We start from the raw sequence: 17,523 nt of genomic DNA on the forward strand, positions 1-17,523 counted from the left end.
TTTCGCCCGTCTTGCGCGGGTCTTAGCGCAAACTACGTTCTGTCACACTGCCTTGCGGCGTGGCAGGCGGCGGCGTAGGAAGCGGCCGCATGCGTTCCGAATAGGGCCTTGGCCATGAGCGCTCGCATCATGGTATCTGGGGTTCGAGTTGAAATACGTGATGTGGGTGGCCGCGCGGCATGACCCGAGGGGGCAAACGTGCTCACGGATGCGCTTAAAGAGAGTGCGGCGCGCGCGGCGCTCGACCTCGTAAACGACGGCATGCGGCTCGGGCTCGGCACGGGCTCGACAGCCGCGCGTTTCGTCGATGCGCTGGGCGAGCGCGTGGGGCAGGGGCTCAAAGTGCTGTGCGTGCCGACCTCCGAGGCCACCCGCGCGCAGGCCGAACGCCTTGGCATTCCTCTCACCACCCTCAAAGACACGCCGCAGCTCGACCTGACGGTGGATGGCGCGGATGAGATCGACGATCAGCTTCGCCTCATCAAAGGCGGCGGCGGCGCCTTGCTGCGCGAGAAGATCGTCGCCACGGCCTCGAACCAGATGGTGGTCATCGCCGACGAAAGCAAAGTCGTTGCCACGCTCGGAGCCTTTCCGCTTCCGATCGAAGTCGTGCCGTTCGGGTTTGCATCGACCCTTCGCCTGATCGAAATCATGAGCACACAGGCCGGCTGCGAGGGCGAGATCATGCAGCGGCAGACGCCAGGCGGCGGCCGCTTCGTTACCGACCAGGACAATTACATCGTCGATTGCGCCTTTGGGGCCATCCAAGAGCCTGAAGTGCTCGCCTTTGCCTTGAAACGTGTTCCGGGCGTCGTGGAGCACGGCCTGTTTCTCGGCGTCGCCGATCTCGCTATCGTTGCGGGCCCTGACGGCGTCAGGGTTATCCGGCGGCCGGGAGAGTGAAGGCAACGTGACCGCGTACGATTACGATCTGTTTGTCATCGGTGCTGGATCGGGGGGCGTGCGCGCGGCCCGGCTTGCCGCCGAACTCGGTGCGCGCGTCGGCATTGCCGAGGAATATCGCGTCGGCGGCACCTGCGTCATTCGCGGCTGCGTGCCGAAGAAGCTGCTCGCCTATGGCAGCCGTTATCACCAGGAGCTTGAAGGTGCCGGCGCTTATGGCTGGAGCTTCGGGGCCGTGCAGTTCGACTGGCAGACATTGATCGGCAATGTCCGGCGCGAGGTCGATCGGCTGGAAGGCATTTATACGCGGCTGCTGGAAAATGCCGGTGTCGATCTGCTCTCGACCCGCGCCACGCTCGAAGATCCGCATACGCTGAAGCTTGCCGATCGCGACGCCGTCGTCACGGCGAAGACCGTTCTCGTCGCCACCGGCGGTCATCCGCATCTGCCCGACGTGCCGGGCAAGGAACATTTGATCACCTCCAACGAATGCTTCCTGCTTGACGCGCTGCCTGCCAGCATGGCCATTATCGGCGCCGGTTATATCGGGGTGGAGTTCGCTTCGATCTTTGCCGGTCTCGGCGTGCAGGTCACGCTGATCTATCGCGGCGAGCAGATTTTGCGGGGCTTCGATGAGGAGCTGCGCCTGCGGCTCGCTCAGGGTTTGCGCAAGCGCGGAATCGACATCCGCCTCGGTGCCGCCATCGCCAGCATTGCCAAGGACGAAGCGGGCTATCAGGTGAATTTCGCGCACGGAGACCCGGTCGAGGCTGGGCTCGTCATGGCCGCGACGGGTCGCGTGCCGAATACGGTCGGTCTCGGCCTCCAGCAGATCGGCATCGCGCTCGGCTGGAACGGCCATGTCGTCGTGGACGAATTCTCCAAATCCTCGATCGACAATATCTATGCCGTGGGTGATGTCACCGATCGCGTGAACCTCACCCCAGTCGCGATCCACGAGGCCACCTGCTTCGCCGAGACGGTATTCAATGACACGTCCACGCCCGTCAATCACACCTTCACCCCGACGGCAGTCTTCTCGGAGCCTGAGATCGCCACGGTGGGCCTGACCGAAGAGGAAGCGCGCGAGAAGTATCGCGTGGTCGACATCTATAAGAGCGCGTTCCGGCCGTTGAAATACACGCTGGCGAAGCGCGAGGAGCAGATGCTCATCAAGCTCGTCATCGATGCGGAGACTGACAAAGTGCTCGGCTGTCACGTGCTCGGGCCAGACGCGGCGGAGATCGTGCAGATGGCGGCGATCGCCGTGCAGCTCGGGGTCACCAAGGCGCAGTTCGACGCGACGCGCGCGCTGCATCCGAGCGTCGCGGAAGAGATCGTGACCATGCGGCACAAATGGGAGCCGCCGACACCGGTGGCGGGGTCCGATGCGGCGGCTTGAGGATAAGATCGCGCTGGTCACGGGCGGAGGCGCGGGTATCGGCCGCGCCATGGCCGAGACCTTTGCGCGGGAAGGGGCCTCTGTCGTCATCGCCGACCGCGACGGCGACGCTGCGCAAGAGGTTGCCGATGCCATCGTCAAGAGCAACGGCGCCGCGCGCGCCATCGCCACCGACGTCACGAGCACCGAGGAGGTGCTGGCGCTCATGGGCGCGATTAAGGACGCCTTCGGCCGGCTCGATGTGCTCGTGAACAATGCCGGGGTCGGGGAGCGCGCCGATTTTCGTCACCTCGACGATGCCGCATGGGACAAGGTTTGGGCCGTCAATGTCGATGGCACGGTGCGCTGCGCGCGCGAGGCCTTCGACCTGCTCCGCGCCTCGGGCAAGGCGTCCGTGGTCAATCTCTCCTCGGTGATGGCGACCAAGCATACGCGGCAAATGTCGGTCTATTCGGCGAGCAAGGGCGCCGTGTCGGCGCTGACACGAAGTCTCGCCGTGGAATATGCGCCCTACAGCATTCGCGTGAACTGCCTGTGCCCCGGCTATGTGGAAACGGCTCTGATCGGCCGTTATATGGCCAATCCCATGATCGCCAAGGCGCTCCTGACGCAGACGCCGCTCAGGCGTTTCGGCACGCCGCAGGACATCGCCAACGCAGCCCTGTTCCTCGCTTCGGACGAGGCCGCCTATGTCACTGGCGCGAGCCTAAATGTCGACGGCGGCATGGGCGCGACGCTCTAGGCGCGCCTCGACTCGCTCTTTGCCGGACTGCCCGCACGGGCGCTGGGAAGCATCCGCGTCTCCGCGATGATGCCGTCGACGACCGCCACGAAAGCGGCTTGTTCGCTGCCGCCGAGCTTCATCACCTCGTCATAGCGGGCGAGCTGACGGTCGGCGCTCGTGCCACGCTGCACGATGGTGCGCGCATGCGCGATCTCCGCGGCGCAACCGAAATAGGCCGCGTCCTCGGCCACGAGATCGAACAGTTCCTCCAGCAGCATGGGGAAGGCCACGATCGCGCCCTTGCCGAAATCGACCAAGCCTTCGCCGATGCCGTAGCGCTGCGCGCGCCAGCGGTTCTCCCGGATCAGGAAGGGCGGGTAATGGCGCCAGCGCTGATTCTTGCGGCGCAAGCGGTAAAGCAGGCGCAAGATGCAGACATAGAGCGCTGCGATGGCGATGCCGTCCTCGATGAGCGGGCAGACATCGGTGATGCGCATTTCGAGCGTTGGGAAGCGCGCGCTCGGACGCAGATCCCACCAGAGCTTGGTCGCGTCATCGATCAGGCCGGCGCTCACCAGCAACTCGACCGTGCGTGCATATTCGCTGTAGCTGGAAAATTGGTGTGGCAGGCCGGTGCGCGGCAGTTCATCGAAAATGGACAAGCGATAGGATTTCAGCCCCGTCGGCGTGCCTTGCCAAAACGGCGACGAGGTCGAAAGCGCGAGAAGGTGCGGCAGGAAGTACGATGCCTGGCTCATCAAATCGATGCGGAGATCGTCATCCTCGATTCCGACATGCACGTGCATGCCGCAGATCACGAGGCGGCGGGCGACATGCTGCAGGTCGCGCGCGAGAACATTGTAGCGCTCTTTGTCAGTGTGCTGCTGCGCGGACCATTCGGCGAAGGGGTGGGTCGATGACGCGATTGGGGCGAGGCCGAATTCATCGGCGATGCCTGCGACCGTGCTGCGCAAATGCACCAGTTCGTCGCGTGCCTGTTGCACCGATTTGCAGACGCGTGTGCCGACCTCGATTTGCGAGCGCAGGAATTCGGGGCTGACCTGGCCGCGCAGCGCCTCTTCGCATTTCGCCAGCAACGCGGCAGGTGGCTCGGGTTCGAGATCGCGGCTCTCTTTGTTGACGAGGAGATATTCCTCCTCGATCCCGATTGTGAAGCTCGGTTCTTTGATGGCCATGGCCCTGCAACGTCCCACAGTCGAGGAGGCTCGTGTAGCAGCTTCGATTTCTAGACGAAACTCGCCAGAAGCACGCCGACAATGTAGGCGAGGCCGGCAGCGGTCATGCCGATCAAGAAGGTTTCCAGGCCTGCCCGCCACCAAGGCGCTGGCGACCAATAACTTCTTAGCGAGCCGATCAAAAAAAAAGGTCAGTCCGGTCGTGGCGGTCGAGACTGAGATCGAGGCGGGCAAGCCGAAGATAAACGGAAGGAGCGGCACGGAGCCGCACAAAATAAAGGCGATAAAGGTAAAGGCGGCTGCTTTGCCGGGGGGAACGGCTGACCGGAGGCAGGCCGTGCTCCTCGGTCATCATGGTCTTGATCCAATGTCCACGCTCTGCGGTGATCACATCAACCGCGCTCTCCAACGCATGCCCCTCGAAGCCCTTGGCTTTAAAGATCTGACGGATTTCTTCCCGATCGCCCTCCGGCGCATACTCGACGTGCCGCTCTTCCATGTGGCGCAGCTGCTCGTATTCCTCAATCTCTGCGGTGGTGCCGGAGTAATTGGCCGCAGCCATGGAAAATCCGTCAGCGAGTAGGTTGGCGACGCCCAGAATGACCAGGGCCTTGGTGGAAAGCTCCGCGCCCACCACGCCGGCGACCACCGCGAACGTGGTCACAGTCCCGTCGATGCCGCCATAGACCCAGTCGCGCAGATAGCTGATGCGCGGCCCCTTTTATCAGCCGCTTGGCATGTCGCGCGGGTCGTGGCCGTGCTCGAGGTGGCGGGGGGGTCCATCGGCTCCTTCGCGCGCTCTTAAGGATTGTGTGGCAGGCATAACCGACGACGACGCGAGCAGCCTAGCCAAGTCGCCCCTCATTCGCCTATATGGTGAGGGTTTTCAAGGAGAGCCGTGATGGCACCGCGTTGGAGCCCAGACAGCTGGCGTACCAAACCCATAGGGCAGGTTCCTCTTTATCTGGATGAGGTCGAGCTCGGTCAGGTCGAGAAGCAGCTTGCGAGATTCCCGCCGCTCGTTTTCGCCGGCGAGGCGCGGGAGCTGACGGCCAAGCTCGCGCGCGTGGCGAGCGGCGAGGCCTTCCTGTTGCAGGGCGGCGATTGCGCCGAGAGCTTTGCCGAGCACGGCGCCGACACGATCCGCGACTTCTTCCGCGTGTTTCTCCAGATGGCGGTGGTCCTGACTTATGCCGGCGGCTCGCCGGTCGTGAAGCTCGGGCGCATCGCCGGCCAATTCGCCAAGCCGCGCTCCTCCGCGACGGAGAAGCAGGGCGGGCAGGAGTTGCCGAGCTATCGTGGCGACATCATCAACGGCATCGAGTTCACCGAGGCGGCACGCCGCGCTGACCCGCAGCGCATGCTGATGGCCTATCGGCAGTCCGCCGCGACGCTCAATCTGCTGCGCGCGTTCGCGCAAGGCGGTTACGCCAATCTCGAGCATGTGCATCGCTGGAATCTCGGTTTCGTCAAGGATAGTCCCGCAGGGCATCGCTACGAGGACATGGCCGAGGATCTCGCCGAGACGCTGCGCTTCATGCGTGCTATCGGGCTCACGCCCGACAACACGCCGCAGCTTCGGAGCACGAGCTTCTACACCAGCCACGAAGCCCTGCTGCTCGGCTACGAGCAATCGATGACGCGCATCGATTCAACCTCGGGCGATTGGTATGCGACGTCGGGTCATTTTCTCTGGATCGGCGACCGCACCCGGCAGCTCGATCACGGCCACATCGAATATCTGCGCGGCATCAAGAATCCGATCGGCGTGAAATGCGGGCCGAGCCTCGATACCGACGAGCTGCTGCGTCTCATCGACCTGCTCAATCCGCAGAACGAGCCCGGGCGGCTGACCCTGATCAGCCGCTTCGGCGCCGAGAAGGTCGGAAAGCATCTGCCGCAGCTCATCCGGGCCGTCGAGCGGGAGGGCAAAAGTGTTGTGTGGACCTGCGATCCAATGCACGGCAACACGATCAAGGCCGGCAATGGCTACAAGACGCGTCCCTTCGATTTGATCCTCAGCGAGGTCGAGGCCTTCTTCGACATTCATCGCAGCGAGGGCACGCATGCCGGCGGCATTCATGTCGAGATGACGGGGCAGAACGTGACGGAGTGCGTCGGTGGCGCCAAGGCGGTGACCGAGACAGATCTCTCCGACCGCTATCACACCCATTGTGATCCGCGCCTCAACGCCGATCAGTCGCTGGAGCTTGCCTTCATCGTCGCGGAGCGGCTGAAGCGCGACCTTGCAGGACGTCCGGAGCCCGAGATTTCCATCGCCGCCGGCGAGTAGCCTTTCCTTTAGACCCGACGAAAAAGGGCGCCGGCCGAAGCCTGCGCCCTCTAATTCGCACGAAACGATCAAAAATCGACGCGATGCGTCCGGCGATGACTAACCGGCTGGGCAGACCATCCTCCAGCGGCCGAAGACGCCCTGCCTCCAGAAGCAAGACGGTCTGACCGGCGGGCCCCAGGAGAGGGCATAGGCCGGCTCATTCACGTCGTAATTTACCCAAACGCATCGATTCTCTCCGCAAAGCCACTCGGCTTTCGCGGGTTGACCGCCCAAGAGGAACGCGGCCGCCAGGACCAAGCCTGCCACTATCGTTCTGATCACGCTTCAACCCTCCCACACATGACGTTGTTTAACGTCCGATTTAACCCGGGCGCGGAGCCAGAGTCCATCGCCTCTAGCGGCGCCCGGCCGGCGCCCTAGACAGTTTCGCGCGCCAAGCTAAGTTCGGCCATGGCCAACAGGATCAAGGACAGCTTCAGGCTAGCGCTCGCGCAGCTCAATCCGATCGTGGGCGACATCGACGGCAACCTGAAAAAGGCCCGCGCGGCACGGGAAACGGCGGCCGCTCGAGGCGCGGATCTGGTCGCTTTCACCGAACTCTACCTGACCGGCTACCCCATCGAGGATCTCGTGCTGAAGCCTGCTTTGCAGGAGGCAGCGTGGCAGGCTTGCGAGGCATTTGCCCGCGACACCGGAGACGGCTGGCCCGCCGTTCTCGTGGGGCTGCCCTGGGGCGACGGCTCCTTCGTCTATAACGCGCTGGCCTTGCTCGATGCCGGCCGCATCGCGGCGGTTCGCTACAAGAACAACCTCCCGAATTACGGCGTGTTCGACGAGAAGCGCGTCTTTGCCACCGGCCCCATGCCCGAGCCCATCGACTTTCGTGGCGTGAAGCTTGGCGTGCCGGTCTGCGAAGACATCTGGAGCGAGGAGGTCTGCGCGGGCCTTGCCAAAGCGGGCTCGGAGCTTCTGATCGTCCCCAACGGCTCGCCCTATTGGATGGACAAGCAGACCCAGCGATACGACGTGGCGCGCGCGCGCATCGCTGAGACGGGCCTGCCGCTGACTTACGTCAATCAAATCGGCGGCCAGGATGAGCTCGTCTTCGACGGCGCGTCCTTCGCTCTTAACGTCGACGGCTCCGTGGCGATGCAGATGCCTGCCTGGCAGGAGGCGATTGGCATCATGGAATGGCGGCGCGAGGAGGCGGGCTGGCGTTGCCTTCCCGGCGACATGGCTGAGATCGAAGTCGGGGAGGCCGCGAACTATCTCGCCTGTGTCACCGGCTTGCGCGACTATGTGGAGAAGAACGGCTTTCCGGGCGCGGTGCTTGGCCTCTCGGGCGGGATCGACTCCGCGCTCTGCGCCGCCATGGCCGTCGATGCGCTCGGGGCCTCGCGCGTGCATTGCGTCATGCTGCCCTACCGCTACACCAGCAATGAAAGCCTGAGCGATGCGGCCAAAGGCGCCGAAACACTCGGCGTGCGCTACGACATTCTTCCTATCCATGAGGCTGTCGAAGGTTTGACCAAGAGCCTCGCGCCGGTGTTCGCGGGCACCAAGGAGGATGCGACCGAGGAGAATTTCCAGTCGCGTGCGCGCGGCACCATGCTGATGGCCATGTCCAACAAATTCGGGCCCATCGTGCTGACGACCGGCAACAAATCCGAAGTGTCGGTGGGCTATGCAACGCTCTATGGCGACATGAATGGCGGGTTCAATCCCATCAAGGATCTCTACAAGACTCAGGTCTACGCCGTTGCGCGCTATCGCAACAGCGCAAGGCCGAAGGGTTGTTTGGGCCCCGAGGGCATCGTCATCCCTGAGAACATCCTTACCAAGGCGCCGACGGCCGAGCTCAAGGCCGATCAGCGCGATCAGGATACGTTGCCGCCCTACGATGTTCTCGACGACATTCTGAATTGTCTTGTCGAGCGCGAGATGCAGCTAGCGGGGATCGTCGCCCGCGGACATGCGCCTGAGGTTGTGAAGAAGGTCGAGCGCATGCTCTATCTCGCCGAGTATAAGAGGCGGCAGGCGGCGCCCGGCGTGAAGATCACGGCGAAGAATTTTGGGCGCGATCGGCGCTATCCCATCGTCAACAAGTTCCGCGAGACTCTGTAGATGAGTATCACCGTCCGCTTCGCGCCGAGCCCCACGGGCCGGCTCCATGCCGGCAATATCCGCACCGCGCTCCTCAATTGGATGTTCGCGCAGAAGACCGACGGCCGCTTTTTGTTGCGCCTCGATGATACCGACCGGGAGCGCTCGACCGAGGAGTTCGCGCAAGGGATCCAAGAGGATCTTGCCTGGCTCGGTCTCGACTGGGCCGACATGGCGCGGCAGTCGGATCGATTCGACCGCTACGCGGCCGCCGTGCAACGGCTGAAGAAAATCGGCAGGCTTTATCCCGCTTACGAAACGCCGGAGGAGCTGGAGCTTCGCCGCAAGCGGCAGCTCGCACGCGGCAAGCCGCCCATCTACGACCGTGCCGCCTTGAACCTGACCGTGGAAGAGAGGGCGCGTCTCGAAGCCGAGGGCCACAAACCGCATTGGCGCTTCAAGCTCGAAAGCCGCGACGTAGTTTGGGAGGATCTCGTGCGCGGCCGTCAGCATGTCGATGCCGCTTCGCTCTCGGACCCTGTCCTGGTGCGCGAGGACGGCACCTATCTCTACACGCTGCCGAGTGTGGTCGACGATATCGATCTCGGCATCACCCATGTCGTTCGCGGCGAAGACCACGTCGCCAACACCGCGCCGCAGATCCAGCTCTTCGAGGCGCTCGGCGCGACGCCTCCCGCTTTCGGTCATCACAATCTTCTGGTCCGCGCGGACGGCCAAGCGCTCTCCAAGCGTGAGCGCACGCTTTCGATTGAGTCGCTGCGAGAAGAGGGGCTGGAGGCGCTCGCGGTTGCCATCTATGCCGCCACGATCGGCACCTCCGATCCCGTCGCGCCGCATGCCGGCATGGACGAGCTTGTGTCCGCCTTCGATTTCGAGAAGCTGTCGCGAGCGCCGGCGCGCTTCGATCCGGACGAGCTTCGTCTCCTCAATGCCAAGCTTCTCCACGCGCTGCCCTATGATGCCGTCGCCGACCGCTTGCGCGCCATGGACATCAAAGGGGGACGCGAATTCTGGGAGGCTGTGCGCGAAAATCTCAACGTGCTTGCCGATGCCAAGCTCTGGTGGCGCGTGGTGACGGGTCCGCTTGCTCCGGCGATCGCGGACTCAGCTCTTTGCGAAAAAGCGGCTGCGTTGCTGCCGCCTGAGCCTTGGGACGAGGCGACTTGGGCGGCATGGTCATCCGCCGTCAAGGATGCGACCGGCGCCAAGGGCAAGGCGCTGTTTCAGCCCTTGCGTCTGGCGCTGACCGGCGAGGATCACGGTCCTGAGCTCAAGGCTCTCTTGCCGCTGATCGGACGGACGCGCGCCGCGGCGAGGCTCGCCGGCGAAACCGCCTAGCAGAAATAGGATTGCGCTATTGCGGTGTCGGCGCCGGAGCCGTCTTGCGCTTGGCGATGGTCGACTGACCCTTCGGTGACGCGGCGGGCGCCGCTTCCGCTGCGGGAGCCGGCGGCGGCGCGGCAGGCTCTTGAGCTTGCTCAGGCGGCGGTGCTGGCGCGGTGCTGCCCGTGACGTCGAGGTCGAGGTCGACAGGAGGTGTCTCGCCACCCGATGCGGTCGCGGAAGCGTCGGCTTCGGCAGCCTGTTTCGCAGGCGCGGCAGCCTTGCCGGTGGCCGGCGCGGGCGTCACCTCGGCCTTCTTGTTCGCGTTCTCGATGTCGGTCGGATTGAACTCGGCTTGCTTGCAGGAGCAGCCCTTGACGTACTCCTTGCGATATTTTAGCGCCACCGGCAGGTCCATATAGGCAGCGCCGTTGAGCGACACGGCGCGCTCGATCTCTTCGCCCGGATTACGGTAGACATAGAGTTCCGCGGGCGCGGCGCAGTTCGATTGGCAGCGCGAGGCGTCGGCGGAGAAATTGCTCGGATAGGTCGAATAGCTGACCGGGTAATAGAAGCCGTCGCAGAGCCGCACGCAGACAGTGCGATAGGGCGCGTTGGGAATGATGCGCGAGGTCTGATAGCCGGGATCCACTTGCGGGCGCTCTTCTTCGCCGCCGAAAAAGTCGAACAGGCCACCGCCACGGCGCGGGGCACGCACGCCGCCGCATCCGGCACGGGCGAGTGCGTCCTGTAGCTCCGCCTGCCGGCGCTTGCCGCCGCCGCCGCGCGTGATGGCCTGGCGCTGCTGCTGGAGTTGAGCGAGCTGGCGGCGCGCTTCCTCGACGCGGTTATTCATGTTGAGGCATTTGGGGCTGCGGACCAGCGCGCGGCCGAAGATGAACAATCTCTCATAGCAGCCGGCATCGTCCATGGCGGCTTGCGTGCCTTGGAAGATACGATCCTGCTGGGCAATCTGCTGCTCGATGCGGGGCAGCTCCTCGCGGCCGCCGCCGCCGCCCGGGGCAGCGGCCAGCTCCTGCTGGAGCTGCATGCAGCGCATTTGCTCCTCGCTCATGCCTTGCGCGAACGAGACTGTGGCGGCGCCTAGGACGAAGAGGCCGCACGCGGCACGCGCGCTCATGCGGACTATCGACCGCATGGACGCCGCCGCGCGCCGATGATCGCGATTAACGCTCACGTTCCGTTCCAGTCCTGGGATGCCTCTGCCCCTCATTATGCGCCGCTAAGCTCCTGGGTCAATGCGGCATCAATAAGATGGCTTGCTTGACGATTCCGCAGTTTACCGCCATAAACCGCGCATGATGCAAGGGCAACCGATCCTTATCGTTTTCGACGGCATTATTCCGGGCTAGCAACAAGCTCGCGCGGTCGTTCCCCTTTACCATATCCGAAGTTCAGAACGCCCGCCGGGCCTTAAGCCAAAGGGCTTGGTCAGTGGCGCTTACGCTTTACAACACGCTTAGCCGCAAGAAAGAGCCGTTCAAGCCGTTCGATCCGGCCAATGTGCGCATGTATGTGTGCGGGCCGACGGTCTACGACTTCGCTCATATCGGCAATGCGCGGCCGGTGATCGTCTTCGACCTGGTCTACCGGCTGCTGCGGCACCGCTACGGGCCGGATCACGTCACCTATGTCCGCAACATCACCGACGTCGACGACAAGATCAACGCGCGCGCGGCGGAGGATTATCCGGACCTGCCTTTGAACGAGGCGATCCGGTGCGTCACCGAAAAGACCGAGCAGCAGTTTCACAGGGACGTCGCGGCGCTCGGCTGCCTGCCGCCGACTGTGGAGCCGCGGGCGACGCAGCACATTGCCGAGATGACGACGATGATAGAGACGCTCGTCGAGCGCGGCTGCGCCTACGTGGCGGAAGACCATATTCTCTTCCACGTCGCCGCGATGCCCGACTACGGTAAGCTGTCGGGGCGCCCACTCGATGAGATGATCGCCGGCGCGCGCGTTGAGGTGGCGCCATTCAAGCGCGATGCCATGGATTTCGTGCTGTGGAAGCCGTCGATGCCGGGCGAGCCGTCCTGGCCGTCGCCCGCCGGCATCGAGACGCCCGGCCGTCCCGGCTGGCATATCGAGTGCTCGGCTATGTCGTGGAAGCATCTCGGTGAGACCTTCGACATTCATGGCGGCGGGATCGACCTCGTCTTTCCGCATCACGAGAACGAGATCGCGCAATCGCGTTGCGCGCATGGAACGAAGGTGATGGCCAATCACTGGCTGCATAATGGCTTCCTCCAGGTGGAGGGAGAGAAGATGGCGAAGAGCCTCGGCAACTTCGTCACCATCCATGAGCTGCTCACGGGCTGGCAGGGTTATGCCTGGCCGGGCGAGGCGCTGCGCTTCAACATGCTGCGCACCCATTACCGCCAGCCACTCGATTGGACTCATGTCGGGCTGGACGAGTCCCATAAGACGTTGTGGGAATGGTACGGAGATCTGGAGGGCAAGGAGGGCGGCGGCGGCGTGCCGGGCCCCGTGCTCGATACGGTCTACGACGATCTGAATACCCCCAAGGCCATCGCGGCGCTGCACAAGCTGCACAGCTCGGGCAAATGGGCGGGGTTGCGCGCCGCGCTCAATCTGCTCGGCTTCTCCGGTCAGCGCGCAAATATCAGACGCCACGCAGGTGCCAAAAACAAAGCGCGCGGCGGCTCTCGCGCTGAGGTCGGGAGCGATGCCGGTCACGTCGATAGGCTCATCGCCGCCCGCAACGAGGCGCGCAACGCCAAGAACTTCGCAGAGGCCGATCGCATCCGCGCCGAGCTAGAGGCCGTGGGAATCGTCTTGAAGGACAGTGCCGAGGGCACGACCTGGGAGGTCGCCCGATGAACGCGCAGGCCTATCCAGCGCTCGCGGTCCGGCCGATGCTGCCGCAGGATGCGCCCATGCTCGCCGACATCTTCCGGCAGAGCATCCTGGACCTGACCGGCGACGACTATACCGGCTCGCAGCAAGAGGCTTGGGCCGCGGCGGTCGATAACGAAGCAGACTTTGCGGGGCGGTTGGCGCGCGAGCTCACCATCATTGCGACTCTCGGGGGATCGCCTGTCGGTTTCGCTTCGCTTGAAGGCAACGATAAGATCGGATTTCTTTACGTGCACCCGGCCGCGGCAAGCCAGGGGGTTGGAACGCTGCTCTCCGACGCGCTCGAGAAAATTGCCGGCGCGCAGGGTGTGGAGAAGCTCAGCGTAGAGGCCAGCGACACGGCGTCCGGATTCTTCGCCACGCGCGGCTACGTCCCGCAGCAGCGCAACAGCGTCCAGTGCGGCCATGAATGGCTTGCCAACACGACCATGCACAAAGTGCTCGCGAAGCCCGATAGGGTCGCGGGATGAGCTCGTTTTTCAAGGACGTGCCCTTCAAGGGCTCGCGCAAAGTCTATATGGCCATCAAGATCACCGTGCTCGCGCTCGCCGTGGTGCTTGCGCTGAATGCCATCTTCGGCTTGGTGTGAGGCAGCATGTCCCGCGAACGCCTCTATCTCTACGACACCACGCTCCGCGACGGCGCCCAGACCCAGGGCGTCGATTTCTCACTTGAAGACAAGTGGGTGATCGCGGAGCAGTTGGATCTGCTCGGCATCGACTATATCGAGGCTGGCTATCCGGGTGCCAATCCGATCGACACGGCGCTGTTTGCCGAGAGACGCTCCTTGAAGGCGGCTTCCCTATGCGCGTTCGGCATGACCAAGCGTCCGGGCCGCTCGCTCGCCAACGACCCCGGCTTTCAGGCGCTGCTTGAGGCCGATGCCTCCGCCGTCTGCCTCGTTGCCAAGGCGTGGGACTTTCATGTCGAGGTCGCGCTCGGCATCAGCCCCGAGGAGAATCTCCAAGGCATCAAAGAGTCGATCGAGGCCGTGGTGGCCAAGGGCCGCGAGGCGCTGCTCGACTCCGAGCATTTCTTCGACGGCTACAAGGCCAATCCGGACTATGCGCTCGCCTGCGCCAAGACCGCGTACGATGCCGGCGCGCGTTGGATCGTGCTGTGCGACACCAATGGCGGTTCGCTGCCCTACGAGATCGAGGCCATTGTCTCCGAAGTGGTCAAGCATATCCCCGGCGACCGGCTCGGGATCCATACCCACAACGACACCGATAACGGTGTCGCCAACTCGCTCGCGGCGGTTCGCGCCGGCGTGCGCCAGATCCAGGGCACCCTCAACGGGCTCGGCGAGCGCTGCGGCAATGCGAACCTCACCTCCATCATCCCGACGCTGATGCTGAAATCCGATTTTGCCGACCGTTTCGAGAGCGGCGTCACGCCCGACAAGCTCAGGACCTTGACGCATGCCTCCCGCGTGCTCGACGAAGTTCTGAACCGCTCACCGAACCGCCATGCGCCCTATGTTGGAGAGGCGGCCTTCGCGCACAAAGGTGGCATCCATGTTTCCGCGGTGCAGAAGGATTCGCGCACCTATGAGCACGTTCCGCCGGAGGCGACTGGCAACAGTCGCCGAATGCTCGTATCGGATCAAGCCGGCCGGTCCAACATTTTGGCCGAGCTTGAGCGTATCGGTATCGCCATCCCCAAGGACGATTCGCGCATCGCGCGGCTGCTGGATGAGGTGAAGCAGCGCGAGGCCTATGGCTACGCCTATGAGGCGGCCGATGCGTCCTTCGCGCTGCTCGCCAAGCGCACGCTCGGCAATGTGCCGCAATTTTTCGACGTGGATTCATTCCGCGTGCTTGTCGAGCGCCGTCACAATGCGCTTGGCGATCTCGTCACCATCTCGGAGGCGACTGTCAAAGTGCGCATCGATGGACAGACGGTCATGTCGGTGGGCGAGGGCAACGGTCCGGTGAATGCGCTCGACAACGCCTTGCGCAAGGATCTCGGCCCCTATCAGGGCTTCATCGATGACCTCGAACTCGTCGACTATAAAGTGCGCATCCTCACCGGCGGCACCGACGCCGTGACCCGGGTGCTGATCGAAAGCCGCGACGGCGAGGGCAATCGCTGGCACACTGTCGGCGTCTCGCCGAACATCGTCGATGCCTCCTTCGAGGCGCTACTCGATTCCATCAATTACAAGCTGTTGCGCGACGGTGCGGTGATGGCCAGCTAGAACTTTATCTCGACTTTCGCCTCGGCCTTCGCTTGGTCCGCGACCGTCTGCGGCGCGAGCGCCTTGGCGATGGAGGGCACGATGTCCTCGACGCGGTCGGCGACGAGGAGCTTCAACTCCAGCCCCGGCCGGATGAAGGCGTCCGCGTGCATGTCGTCAAAGAGCGCTAGAAGCGGATTCCAGAAGCGCTGGATATTGGCCAGCACGATCGGCTTTTCATGCTGGCCAAGCTGCGACCAGGTCAGTTGCTCGACGAACTCTTCCAGCGTGCCCAGGCCGCCGGGCATCGCCACGAACGCCTCGGACTTGGCAAACATCAGCTGCTTTCGCTGATGCATGTCGTCGACCACGATCAGCTCCTGGGCGTCGAGCAGCATATGCTCGCGTTCGCTGAGGAAGCCCGGAATGATCCCGGTGACGTGGCCGCCATGATCGAGCACCGAGCGGGCGATCTCCCCCATGAGACCGATGCTGCCTCCGCCATAGACGAGGCCGATGCCGGCCTCCGCCAGAATGCGGCCCAATGTCCGCGCGGCTTGGACGAAGGCCGGGTTCAGGCCGGGGCCGGAGCCGCAATAAACGCAGATTTTTTGAATGCTCACAGGTCGTTGCATGCCGCCATGTCGCATTTGCGGTTATGGCGCGTCAAGAAACCAAGTCCTGCAATCGGGTTGGCATCTTTGGGACCGATCCGATAGTTTGGCGCGATGAGCGGGGGAAGGTCGGGAAATCGATCTTCGTGGCCGCAATACACAAAAATGCCGGGAGACGGGCGTCCAAGGAAAAACAACATGAGTGGCAGCAGATTCATTGCAGTGATGGCAGCGTTGATCGGCATCGTCGCCGTCTGCGTGCTCGGACTTTATCTCTATCAGCGCCAGCAGGGGCCGTCGCAGACGGCCGGGGACGGCACCACCCCCGGCGTGGCGCCGGGACAACAGACGCCGAACAAACAGGCGCCGGACAAGCAGGCCGATGCCGCGCCCAAGGGACCCACGACCGTTCCGAGCTTCGACGTCGTGCGCGTCGAGAAAAGCGGCGACGGCGTGATGGCCGGCCGCGCGGCACCCGGCTGGTCCGTCAAAGTCGCGACGGGCGGAACCGTTGTCGCCGAGACTACGGCCGATGAGGAGGGCTCGTGGACCGTCATTCTGGAGAAGCCGCTGCCGCCCGGCGACCATGAGCTGACGGTGACCGCGACATCTCCGGATGGGACCAGTTCACTGTCGTCGCAGGAGACGGTGAAGGTGGCGGTCGCCGACACAAAGAGCGAAGGGGAAGACATTGCGGCCCTGCCGGAAGCCGTCAATCCGTCGGAGCCTGAGGGCGACACCGCGGCTCCCGCTGCCCCGCAAAATGATGCCACTGCCGCTGATGCGACGGTGCCCGCCGATGCGAGCGCGGACGACCAAACAGCGGCTGCGGGCGACGGCGAGATTCCCGGCGACAAGAGTTTGATCGAGAATCCGTATCAACGCCCGGCGAGTGAGCCGGTAGAAGCGGCCTCAGGGCAAACAGAACAGCCCTCGCAGATGGCCGAGGCGGATATTCCCGGCGACAAGAGCTTGATCCAGCCCTCGACCCAAGCCCCGGCGAGCGAGCCCGCTGCACCGGAAGCCGCTTCCGATGCCGCCGCTGATACTCCGTCGCCCGCCCCAGCAGAGGAGCAATCGGCGGACCAATCCGGCGAAGTCCCCGGCGACAAGAGCTTGATAGAGAGGTCGGCGTCCGACCCGGCACTACCCGAGGCAACCCCCGAGGGGTCGCACAATCCTAAGCCGCCGGTCGTCTTCAAGACCGTGGACTATCAGGATACCGGCCCCGAGAGCGGCAAGGTGACGGCTGGGGGTGCGGGTCATCCCGGGGCTCAAATCCGTCTCTATTTCGATGACCAACCGGTCGGCGAGGTTGTGATCGGCCAGGATGGCGCGTGGAGCTTCGAATTCGACCAGAAGCTCCAGCCGGGCGACCATGTTCTTCGCGCCGATCGCATCGACGAGAAGACCGGCATGCCGGCGGGCCGTGCCTCCGTCAGCATGCGGCGTGTGAAACCCGAGCCGGAGGTCGCTGCGGCTCCAGCGGAAGAGCCCGCCGCGCCCGCGCCCGCGCCTCAGCAGGATGCTACGGCGCCTGCGAGCCCTTCGCCCCCGGCGGAAGACACCGCGAAGCCGGAGACGCCGGACGTCGCCGCCACCGAGCCCGCTCGGGACGCTCCCACGAAAACGCCGCAGCGGCCGGGGGTCTATGCCGTGAAACCTGGCGATACGCTCTGGGATATTGCCGAGGAGTATCTTGGCGGAGGCTGGCGCTACAAGAAGATTGCCCGGCAAAACCGTAAGGTGATCCGCAATCCACATTGGATCTATCCGGATCAAGAGGTCAGGCTGCCGCAGCGCTGAGCGCCCCGGCAGACGCTTGGCGCGCGGAGCCTCGACCCCTATATCTAGGCTGACG

General features: G+C 64.0%; 16 protein-coding genes. 11 read left to right on the plus strand and 5 right to left on the minus strand.

Annotation, left to right across the window (positions count from 1 at the left end):
• The first annotated feature begins 198 nt into the window (after positions 1–198).
• From rpiA to ACR2J1_RS06475, 3 genes are read left to right on the plus strand one after another with little or no spacing between them, the layout of a single operon-like run.
• On the plus strand, positions 199–903 hold the full coding sequence (rpiA, locus tag ACR2J1_RS06465) for a ribose-5-phosphate isomerase RpiA (RefSeq protein ID WP_434018516.1): 705 nt from the start codon (positions 199–201) through the stop codon (positions 901–903).
• Between the two features lie 7 nt (positions 904–910).
• A complete protein-coding gene (gene gor, locus ACR2J1_RS06470; protein ID WP_434018517.1) occupies positions 911–2,305 on the plus strand; it encodes a glutathione-disulfide reductase in 1,395 nt (464 codons plus the stop codon).
• Positions 2,292–3,047, plus strand: coding sequence for an SDR family NAD(P)-dependent oxidoreductase (locus ACR2J1_RS06475; RefSeq protein ID WP_434018518.1), 756 nt, complete (start codon positions 2,292–2,294; stop codon positions 3,045–3,047). Before gor ends, ACR2J1_RS06475 begins: the two co-directional genes overlap by 14 nt.
• On the opposite strand, the gene ACR2J1_RS06480 is transcribed toward ACR2J1_RS06475, so the two are convergent.
• Genes ACR2J1_RS06480 through ACR2J1_RS06490 form a run of 3 tightly spaced genes read right to left on the minus strand, consistent with a single transcriptional unit; the run spans position 3,044 to position 4,874 of the window.
• Positions 3,044–4,225 carry a carboxylate-amine ligase gene (locus ACR2J1_RS06480; RefSeq protein ID WP_434018519.1) on the minus strand — a complete coding sequence of 394 codons (1,182 nt, stop codon included), beginning with the start codon at positions 4,223–4,225 and terminating at the stop codon, positions 3,044–3,046. The two genes, ACR2J1_RS06475 and ACR2J1_RS06480, sit on opposite strands and share 4 nt — an antisense overlap.
• Positions 4,226–4,275: 50 nt before the next feature.
• Positions 4,276–4,407 carry a hypothetical protein gene (locus ACR2J1_RS06485; RefSeq protein ID WP_434018520.1) on the minus strand — a complete coding sequence of 44 codons (132 nt, stop codon included), beginning with the start codon at positions 4,405–4,407 and terminating at the stop codon, positions 4,276–4,278.
• Positions 4,404–4,874 carry a VIT1/CCC1 transporter family protein gene (locus ACR2J1_RS06490; protein WP_434018521.1) on the minus strand — a complete coding sequence of 157 codons (471 nt, stop codon included), beginning with the start codon at positions 4,872–4,874 and terminating at the stop codon, positions 4,404–4,406. The genes ACR2J1_RS06485 and ACR2J1_RS06490 overlap by 4 nt, the downstream gene beginning before the upstream one ends.
• 252 nt (positions 4,875–5,126) lie before the next feature.
• On the opposite strand from ACR2J1_RS06490, the gene ACR2J1_RS06495 reads away from it, so the two are divergent.
• The 3 genes from ACR2J1_RS06495 to gltX all read left to right on the plus strand — a co-directional run bounded on the left by ACR2J1_RS06495 (position 5,127) and on the right by gltX (position 9,983).
• Positions 5,127–6,518 (plus strand): class II 3-deoxy-7-phosphoheptulonate synthase, encoded by a 1,392-nt coding sequence (locus tag ACR2J1_RS06495; protein WP_434018522.1) that lies wholly within the window; start codon positions 5,127–5,129, stop codon positions 6,516–6,518.
• Positions 6,519–6,971: 453 nt separating this feature from the next.
• Positions 6,972–8,645: an NAD+ synthase gene (locus tag ACR2J1_RS06500; protein WP_434018523.1), complete on the plus strand. Its 1,674-nt coding sequence runs from the start codon at positions 6,972–6,974 to the stop codon at positions 8,643–8,645.
• Positions 8,646–9,983 (plus strand): glutamate--tRNA ligase, encoded by a 1,338-nt coding sequence (gltX, locus tag ACR2J1_RS06505; RefSeq protein ID WP_434018524.1) that lies wholly within the window; start codon positions 8,646–8,648, stop codon positions 9,981–9,983. It abuts the gene before it with no gap.
• A gap of 16 nt (positions 9,984–9,999) precedes the next feature.
• Here the strand turns inward: gltX and ACR2J1_RS06510 are convergent, their stop codons facing one another.
• Positions 10,000–11,127, minus strand: coding sequence for a DUF2865 domain-containing protein (locus tag ACR2J1_RS06510; protein WP_434018525.1), 1,128 nt, complete (start codon positions 11,125–11,127; stop codon positions 10,000–10,002).
• A 296-nt stretch (positions 11,128–11,423) separates the two neighbouring features.
• Here ACR2J1_RS06510 and cysS point away from each other — a divergent pair, with 296 nt between their 5' ends.
• The 4 genes from cysS to cimA are packed head-to-tail and all read left to right on the plus strand — an operon-like array spanning position 11,424 to position 15,069.
• Entirely contained in the window at positions 11,424–12,833 is a 1,410-nt protein-coding gene (gene cysS, locus ACR2J1_RS06515) for a cysteine--tRNA ligase (RefSeq protein ID WP_434018526.1), read from the plus strand.
• Entirely contained in the window at positions 12,830–13,339 is a 510-nt protein-coding gene (locus tag ACR2J1_RS06520; protein WP_434018527.1) for an N-acetyltransferase family protein, read from the plus strand. The genes cysS and ACR2J1_RS06520 overlap by 4 nt, the downstream gene beginning before the upstream one ends.
• Positions 13,336–13,458 carry a hypothetical protein gene (locus ACR2J1_RS06525; RefSeq protein WP_434018528.1) on the plus strand — a complete coding sequence of 41 codons (123 nt, stop codon included), beginning with the start codon at positions 13,336–13,338 and terminating at the stop codon, positions 13,456–13,458. Before ACR2J1_RS06520 ends, ACR2J1_RS06525 begins: the two co-directional genes overlap by 4 nt.
• A gap of 6 nt (positions 13,459–13,464) precedes the next feature.
• A complete protein-coding gene (gene cimA, locus ACR2J1_RS06530) occupies positions 13,465–15,069 on the plus strand; it encodes a citramalate synthase (protein WP_434018529.1) in 1,605 nt (534 codons plus the stop codon).
• On the opposite strand, the gene ACR2J1_RS06535 is transcribed toward cimA, so the two are convergent.
• Positions 15,066–15,683: a TIGR00730 family Rossman fold protein gene (locus ACR2J1_RS06535; RefSeq protein WP_434018530.1), complete on the minus strand. Its 618-nt coding sequence runs from the start codon at positions 15,681–15,683 to the stop codon at positions 15,066–15,068. The genes cimA and ACR2J1_RS06535 overlap by 4 nt on opposite strands.
• A 177-nt stretch (positions 15,684–15,860) precedes the next feature.
• On the opposite strand from ACR2J1_RS06535, the gene ACR2J1_RS06540 reads away from it, so the two are divergent.
• On the plus strand, positions 15,861–17,468 hold the full coding sequence (locus ACR2J1_RS06540) for a LysM peptidoglycan-binding domain-containing protein (RefSeq protein ID WP_434018531.1): 1,608 nt from the start codon (positions 15,861–15,863) through the stop codon (positions 17,466–17,468).
• Positions 17,469–17,523 lie beyond the last annotated feature (55 nt).

Origin of the sequence: Methyloceanibacter sp. (assembly GCF_050999895.1) — a bacterium.
Classification (GTDB): domain Bacteria; phylum Pseudomonadota; class Alphaproteobacteria; order Rhizobiales; family Methyloligellaceae; genus Methyloceanibacter.

Bases quoted from the DNA above. Each gene is read 5' to 3' on its own strand.
- ACR2J1_RS06475 (WP_434018518.1), top strand. From the start codon at position 2,292: ATGCGGCGGCTTGAGGATAAGATCGCGCTGGTCACGGGCGGAGGCGCG.
- ACR2J1_RS06480 (WP_434018519.1), bottom strand. From the start codon at position 4,225: ATGGCCATCAAAGAACCGAGCTTCACAATCGGGATCGAGGAGGAATAT.
- ACR2J1_RS06495 (WP_434018522.1), top strand. From the start codon at position 5,127: ATGGCACCGCGTTGGAGCCCAGACAGCTGGCGTACCAAACCCATAGGG.
- ACR2J1_RS06500 (WP_434018523.1), top strand. From the start codon at position 6,972: ATGGCCAACAGGATCAAGGACAGCTTCAGGCTAGCGCTCGCGCAGCTC.
- gltX (WP_434018524.1), top strand. From the start codon at position 8,646: ATGAGTATCACCGTCCGCTTCGCGCCGAGCCCCACGGGCCGGCTCCAT.
- ACR2J1_RS06510 (WP_434018525.1), bottom strand. From the start codon at position 11,127: ATGCGGTCGATAGTCCGCATGAGCGCGCGTGCCGCGTGCGGCCTCTTC.
- ACR2J1_RS06520 (WP_434018527.1), top strand. From the start codon at position 12,830: ATGAACGCGCAGGCCTATCCAGCGCTCGCGGTCCGGCCGATGCTGCCG.
- ACR2J1_RS06525 (WP_434018528.1), top strand. From the start codon at position 13,336: ATGAGCTCGTTTTTCAAGGACGTGCCCTTCAAGGGCTCGCGCAAAGTC.
- cimA (WP_434018529.1), top strand. From the start codon at position 13,465: ATGTCCCGCGAACGCCTCTATCTCTACGACACCACGCTCCGCGACGGC.
- ACR2J1_RS06535 (WP_434018530.1), bottom strand. From the start codon at position 15,683: ATGCAACGACCTGTGAGCATTCAAAAAATCTGCGTTTATTGCGGCTCC.
- ACR2J1_RS06540 (WP_434018531.1), top strand. From the start codon at position 15,861: ATGAGTGGCAGCAGATTCATTGCAGTGATGGCAGCGTTGATCGGCATC.